The 5,633-nt window shown below is 62.7% G+C and carries 7 protein-coding genes; 4 read left to right on the top strand and 3 right to left on the bottom strand.

What is annotated here, in order from left to right; translation table 11 throughout:
- A partial coding sequence (locus WBB95_RS13720) for an N-acetyltransferase family protein (RefSeq protein WP_424488063.1) occupies positions 1-436 on the bottom strand: 436 nt, incomplete at its 3' end.
- Between the two features lie 208 nt (positions 437-644).
- Here WBB95_RS13720 and WBB95_RS13725 point away from each other — a divergent pair.
- Genes WBB95_RS13725 through WBB95_RS13740 form a run of 4 tightly spaced genes read left to right on the top strand, consistent with a single transcriptional unit; the run spans position 645 to position 3,027 of the window.
- On the top strand, positions 645-1,892 hold the full coding sequence (locus WBB95_RS13725; protein ID WP_424488064.1) for an MFS transporter: 1,248 nt from the start codon (positions 645-647) through the stop codon (positions 1,890-1,892).
- Between the two features lie 34 nt (positions 1,893-1,926).
- On the top strand, positions 1,927-2,280 hold the full coding sequence (locus WBB95_RS13730) for a hypothetical protein (RefSeq protein WP_424488065.1): 354 nt from the start codon (positions 1,927-1,929) through the stop codon (positions 2,278-2,280).
- 51 nt (positions 2,281-2,331) lie between these two features.
- Positions 2,332-2,598 (top strand): hypothetical protein, encoded by a 267-nt coding sequence (locus tag WBB95_RS13735; protein WP_424488066.1) that lies wholly within the window; start codon positions 2,332-2,334, stop codon positions 2,596-2,598.
- A 48-nt stretch (positions 2,599-2,646) separates the two neighbouring features.
- Positions 2,647-3,027, top strand: coding sequence for a Rho termination factor N-terminal domain-containing protein (locus tag WBB95_RS13740; protein ID WP_424488067.1), 381 nt, complete (start codon positions 2,647-2,649; stop codon positions 3,025-3,027).
- Between the two features lie 58 nt (positions 3,028-3,085).
- Here the strand turns inward: WBB95_RS13740 and WBB95_RS13745 are convergent, their stop codons facing one another.
- Together WBB95_RS13745 and WBB95_RS13750 are read right to left on the bottom strand one after the other, a co-directional pair.
- The gene (locus WBB95_RS13745; protein WP_424488068.1) at positions 3,086-4,003 is read right to left on the bottom strand and encodes a PfkB family carbohydrate kinase; all 918 of its coding nucleotides are present in this window, start codon (positions 4,001-4,003) and stop codon (positions 3,086-3,088) included.
- Positions 3,996-5,462 (bottom strand): purine-cytosine permease family protein, encoded by a 1,467-nt coding sequence (locus WBB95_RS13750; protein ID WP_424488069.1) that lies wholly within the window; start codon positions 5,460-5,462, stop codon positions 3,996-3,998. Before WBB95_RS13750 ends, WBB95_RS13745 begins: the two co-directional genes overlap by 8 nt.
- Positions 5,463-5,633 lie beyond the last annotated feature (171 nt).

Below are 5,633 nucleotides of genomic sequence, written 5' to 3' on the forward strand. Positions count from 1 at the left end.
AGCGAACCCACTCTTCCTGCGGTTGCGCGCCAATGGACTTGTAGAAAGCAATTGCCGGCTCGTTCCAGTCCAGCACGCTCCACTCAAAACGCCCGCAGCCATTGTCGCAGGCGATCTTCGCCAGGTGGCGCAGCAACTTCTTGCCCGCCCCGCCGCCGCGTTGCTCCGGGTTGATGTACAGGTCTTCGAGGTACAGGCAGTTGCTGCCGAGCCAGGTGGAATAGCTGAAGAAGAACACCGCAAAACCGATCGGCAAACCGTCCCGCAAGCAGATCAGTCCGTGGGCGGTGGCGCCCTCGCTGAACAGGCTGCGCTCGATATCCACCACGCTGGCGATCACTTCGTGCCGGGCTTTTTCGTATTCGGCAAGCTCGGTAATGAAGGTCAGGATCTGCGCAGCATCGCTGGGCACGGCGGGGCGAATCTCAATGGTCATGGGCGAACCTTGGGCAAATTCAAAGCCCACATACTAAGGCGGTTTCATGACCGATTGCAGTGCAATTTCACCGCCCGCCAGCCTGGCCGGGGTAAAACGCGCCGTTACTCCGTTGCAGGCTAATGCAAGCACCACCAACCCCAGAACAATCCGCCCAGGCGCGCATGGTAAAAGTTGCCCATAACGCCAACGATTCCAAGGTTCGCCCATGCACCCAACTGCCCCGACGGGCGCGAAGATATTCGCCCTGTTTTGCCTTGCCAGCTTTCTGTTGTCGCTGTCGTACGGCTCGACGTTTTTGCTCTCGCTGCTGATTCATTCGCGCGGGGGAAATGAGCATGATGCGGGCAGTGTGATTTCCGCCGCGATGCTCAGCACCTTCGTGGCCGTGGTGTTCTCTGGCCATTTGGCGGATGCGCTGGGCGCGGCGCGGGCCATTGCGGGCATGGGGGTGTTGTTGGTGGTCGCCTGCCTGGGCTTTGCCTTGATGCCCGGGTTTGGCCAGGGCTTGATGCTGTTCGGGCTGGCCTTGGGGTTGGGCTGGGGCGTGTTCTACACGCTGGGCCCGATCATCGTCACTCAACTGATAGAGCCCGCGCAGCGCGCCCAATATTTTGCGCTGCTGTCGGGCAGCATGTTGAGCGGGATCGGCTCCGGACCGTTACTGGGGCGAGCCGCCAGTGCGCTGGACCTGCCGCTGACCACGGCGTTTTATATCGCCGCCCTGGCGAGCCTCGCCGGGGTGGTGATGTTCTGGCGCCTGGGTGCACACCTCAAACAACACGCGAATGTGCCGACAGCGAGGATTTCCTGGACGGCCAGCCGACGCGTGCTGTCCTCCAAGGCGGCGTTCGCGATCTTGATGGTCGGCCTGGGAGGGTGCGTGTTTGGCGGGCTTTCATCGTTCCAGACCAGCTACGCCGCCGCGCATGGGTTGGACTACTCGCTGTTCTTCGCCGGGTTCCTGAGTGCGGCGATCACCAGCCGCCTGTTGATCGCCGGCTTTGTGGTCAAGCGTGACGCCTACCGGGCGGCCTTCGTGTTGTCCGGGGTGATGCTGGGCTCAATCGTGCTGTTCGCGTTTGGCGTGAGCGGCAATTTCAGCTATTTGCTCGCCGCTGCGCTGCTGGGTGTCGGGTATGGCCTGACGTACTCGGTGATCAACGGTCTGGTGGCCCACGAAGCGCCGGCCGGTCACACGTCCCAGGCGTTGTTGCTGTTCAGCCTGGCGTACTTTGTCGGTGTCTTCGGGTTTCCGTGGCTGGCGGGCCGGATCATCGTCGATTACGGCCTGTCGGCCCTGATGCTGAGCGTGCTGGCCATCGCGGCGCTGAACTGGATGATCACCGTCGCGCGCCTGATAGGGCGTCGGCGCTCGGCACACAAAATCTTACAGGTCAGTAAAGACCGTTCGTCGCCATCAAGGCACGAACCGCAAAGGGGGGCTGACCAATAAAGGGTAAGGACATTAATCATATGGAGACACCCCCATGAAGAATTCCAAGTTTGCTGCCCTCGCCCTCACCGGCCTGTTGTCTGCCGCGTCCCTGAGCGCCTTCGCCGCGACCTCGTCGACCGGCAAGACCGACCCCGTCGGCAGCCCGCCAAGCCCTGCCACCCAGGAATCCCAGGATTCGATGGGCACCGGCCTCGACACCAACGGTGGCGCGATCATCGACAACGGTGCCGGTGCTGACCCGCGCACCCAAGGCAACGACACCCAGCGCCAGGCCCCCGCTGCCGTGGGTAACGGCAAAATGGGCCCGGGCAACAGCAATGAGCCGAAGGTCAACAAAGGCGACGACTCGAACATCCCGGGCGCACCAAAACAACCTGCGCCTTGATGCATCGATCGCAAGACGAACACCCGACCATTTCCCAGTGAAGAGGTATGCATGAACGTCGACAGAAACCTTGAAAAAGAAGTCCTCACCCGCCTGCTCCACGCCCATCCCAATGGCCTGGGCAAGGAGGTGCTGGACAACTACCGCGGTGAAAAGGAGGTCGCCAGTGTCTTGGCGTTCCTGCAGGACCGTGGGCTTATCAAGGATGGTCATGTGACCACCGACGCCGCCGGTGAATATGCGTTGAACCTGCCGATCAAGCTGACCGCCTCCGGTGTCGATGAGGCGCGCAAGCTCGAAGGCCAGGGCCCTCAGTAATCCATTTTCTGGTCTGGCCCTGTTGCTGGGGCCAGAAGGAGTATCGCGATGCCTCGTGGAAGCAAAGCTAAATACACCACCGAACAGAAGCGCAAGGCTGCTCATATCGAAGACAGTTATGAGCACAAGGGAGTGTCCAAGGAGGAAGCCGAAGCGCGCGCCTGGGCCACCGTCAACAAGCAATCGGGCGGCGGTGAAAAAACCGGCGGTTCCGGTCAACGCAAGGCGCCGGCGAAAAAGGCCGAGGACCGCCATGAGTCGTCCAAACGAGCTGCCGCCAGCCGTGAGGGTCACCCTCGCGGCAGCCGTACTTCGTTGGCGACGCAGACCAAGGAAAGCCTGATGAAGGAAGCGCGAGCCAAGGACATTCCAGGCCGCTCGAGCATGCGCAAGGATGAGCTGATTGAGGCGCTGAAAAAAGCCGGTTAAACAAACAGCCGTTCAATTGTGGGAGCCCGCTCCCACAATTGAACGAGTTCTGTGGCCCCTACTCTGCCAACAATGCGTCCACTTCGGCAGTGCCCGGTGACGTCGCCGGGCCCCAGCGCGTGACTGCCAATGCGGCGGCGGCGTTGGCGCGCCGTGCCGCTTGCGCAGGTTTCAAGCCGCCCGCCAACCCGGCGAGAAACACGCCGGCATGAGCATCGCCCGCCCCATTGCTGTCCACCGCCTGCACCTTGAAACCCGGTACATGCTCGGCTTGGCCCTGGCAACTGACCCAGCAGCCATTCGGCCCGTCGCGCACCACCAGCAAGGCCTCGGCAGGCAAGTGGCGATTGAGATCGAGCAGCGCCTCGGCGAGCGTTGCGGCACCGGTAAACGCCAAGGCTTCCGGGCCATTGCTGGTCCAGATATCAATGCGCGGCAGCAACGCAACCATGAGGGCCGAATCCGGCGCCTTGACCAGTGGGCCCGGGTCGAACACCACCGTGATGTCTCGCGGCAGCGCCAGCAGCCAATCGAGCAAGGCCTGAGCCTTGCCCTCCAGCAGTAGGCTGTAGCCGCTGACGTACACATAATCTTCAGCGCGCGGTACCACGCCAGCCAAGTCCCCGGCGCTCAAGTCGCCCTCAGCGCCAATGTGGGAAATGAAGGTGCGCTCGGTCGTGGCCTCGGTCAGCGACACGCACAAACCGGTGTCCTTGCCGTCACTGGCGGGTTGCGCCATCTGCACGCCTTCAGCCTGCATGGCCGCACGCGCCAGGTCGCCGAAGCGCCCCTGGCCGTGACGGCCCAGGTAGACCACCGGCAAACCATTGCGACGCGCGGCAGCCATCACATTGAAGCCACCGCCGGCTTCAAAGCTGGCGGTTTTCGCCAGCACGTCGCCGCCGGTCGCGGGCAGGGTATCGAGGGCCATGACCAGGTCGACGATGACCTGGCCGGTGTGCAGCAATCTAGACATTGTGACTCTCTACCAAAGCCGGGCGACGGTCAGCTGCACCGCCCAGTACTGCATAAATCCCGCCGGCGACCAGGAACGTGACGATCCAGCCCAGGCCGTTGTGGCCCAGCCAGGAGTCGGACAATGGCCCGGCGAACCAGATGTTTTGCGCGGTGGTGCCAATGGTGGTGAAGCTGAAACCCAGCACGATCGCCACGGCCCAGGCGCCAAACGCGCGCCATTCCACACCGCCGCGGTACCAGTAGGCGCTGCTCGGCGTGACGTCGAGCAGGTCTTTGGCGCTGTAGTAGTGACGGTGGACCAAGTCGACTACAAAGATGCCGACCCACGCGGTGATCGGCACCGCCAGCAACGAGATGAAGGTGATGAACGGGCCGTAGAAACTGTCGGCGATCAGCATGAAGTAAATCGAACCGGCGAAGATCGCGACGATGTCGACGATCACCGCGTGTACGCGCTTGACCTTCAAGCCGAGGGTCAAGGTGGTGAGACCGGCCGAGTACACCGAGAGGTTGTTCGACAGCAACAGCCCACCGAACGCGGTGATCAGGTACGGCACGGCCATCCAGGTCGGCAGCATGTCGCGGATCGCAATGATCGGGTCCGTGGCCGAGGCCAGGTCGTTGTTGCCCACCGACAGCAGGCCGCCGAGGGTGATCAGCAACACCAGCGGAATGCCCGCACCAAACGCGGCGGACGCCACCAGGCGCACGGCCTTGACGCTACGGTGCTGGTAGCGCGACATGTCGGCACCGGCGTTGGCCCAACCGATGCCGGTACCGGCGGCCATGGTGCCGACGCCGATGATCATCGCGCTCAGCGGTGCCGGTGTGGCGTTGAACACCGCGCTCCAGTCGATGGTGGCGCAGAGGAAGCCGCCGACCAGAATATTCAAGGCGCCGAACACGTAGGTTGCCCACTTCTGGATCACCAGCAAGGTGGCATGGCCGAGGCCGGAAACGGACAACGTCAGCAGCACAAAAATCGCGATGAACAACAGGGTCAGCACCGGCGCACTTTTCGCCTCGACCGGCGAGCCGAACACAATCGAACACAGTGACAGCAGCACAAAGGCGGCCGTGGTGGTATTGACGGTTTCCCAGCCCAGGCGCGACATCAGCGAGACGATGGTCGGCCCGATATTGCCGCGCACGCCGAAGATGGCGCGGGACAGGGTCAGGCTCGGCGCACGGCCACGGCGACCGGCAATGGAGATGATGCCCACCACCGCGAAGGAGCCGGCCGCGCCGAGAATCGCGACGATGATCGCCTGCCAAATCGCCAGGCCGCGAAACGCTACCAGCGTCGCGCCGAGTGGCAAACCGAGGATGCTGATGTTGGCCGCGAACCACACCCAGAACAGTTGCAGCGGGTGGCCGTTGCACTCGCTTTCAGGGACCGGTTCGATGCCGCGTGTTTCCAATTGCCCGGCGCTTTGGCCGGAAGATGGGGTGCTCATGTGGGGTGCTCCAGTGCCTGTATTGTTGTGGTTGTGGCAGATATACAAAGGGAAACTTTTACTCGGTCTCCCTGACTCGATGCGATCAAATGTGGGAGCGGGCTTGCTCGCGAAGGCGGTGTAACCGTCGCCATGTGGGTTGAATGACACACTGCTTTCGCGAGCAAGCCC

This window comes from Pseudomonas sp. (assembly GCF_049645325.1).
Classification (GTDB): domain Bacteria; phylum Pseudomonadota; class Gammaproteobacteria; order Pseudomonadales; family Pseudomonadaceae; genus Aquipseudomonas.

Coding starts and splice junctions, on each gene's coding strand:
- WBB95_RS13725 (WP_424488064.1), top strand. CDS start 645: ATGCACCCAACTGCCCCGACGGGCGCGAAGATATTCGCCCTGTTTTGC.
- WBB95_RS13750 (WP_424488069.1), bottom strand. CDS start 5,462: ATGAGCACCCCATCTTCCGGCCAAAGCGCCGGGCAATTGGAAACACGC.
- WBB95_RS13730 (WP_424488065.1), top strand. CDS start 1,927: ATGAAGAATTCCAAGTTTGCTGCCCTCGCCCTCACCGGCCTGTTGTCT.
- WBB95_RS13745 (WP_424488068.1), bottom strand. CDS start 4,003: ATGTCTAGATTGCTGCACACCGGCCAGGTCATCGTCGACCTGGTCATG.
- WBB95_RS13740 (WP_424488067.1), top strand. CDS start 2,647: ATGCCTCGTGGAAGCAAAGCTAAATACACCACCGAACAGAAGCGCAAG.
- WBB95_RS13735 (WP_424488066.1), top strand. CDS start 2,332: ATGAACGTCGACAGAAACCTTGAAAAAGAAGTCCTCACCCGCCTGCTC.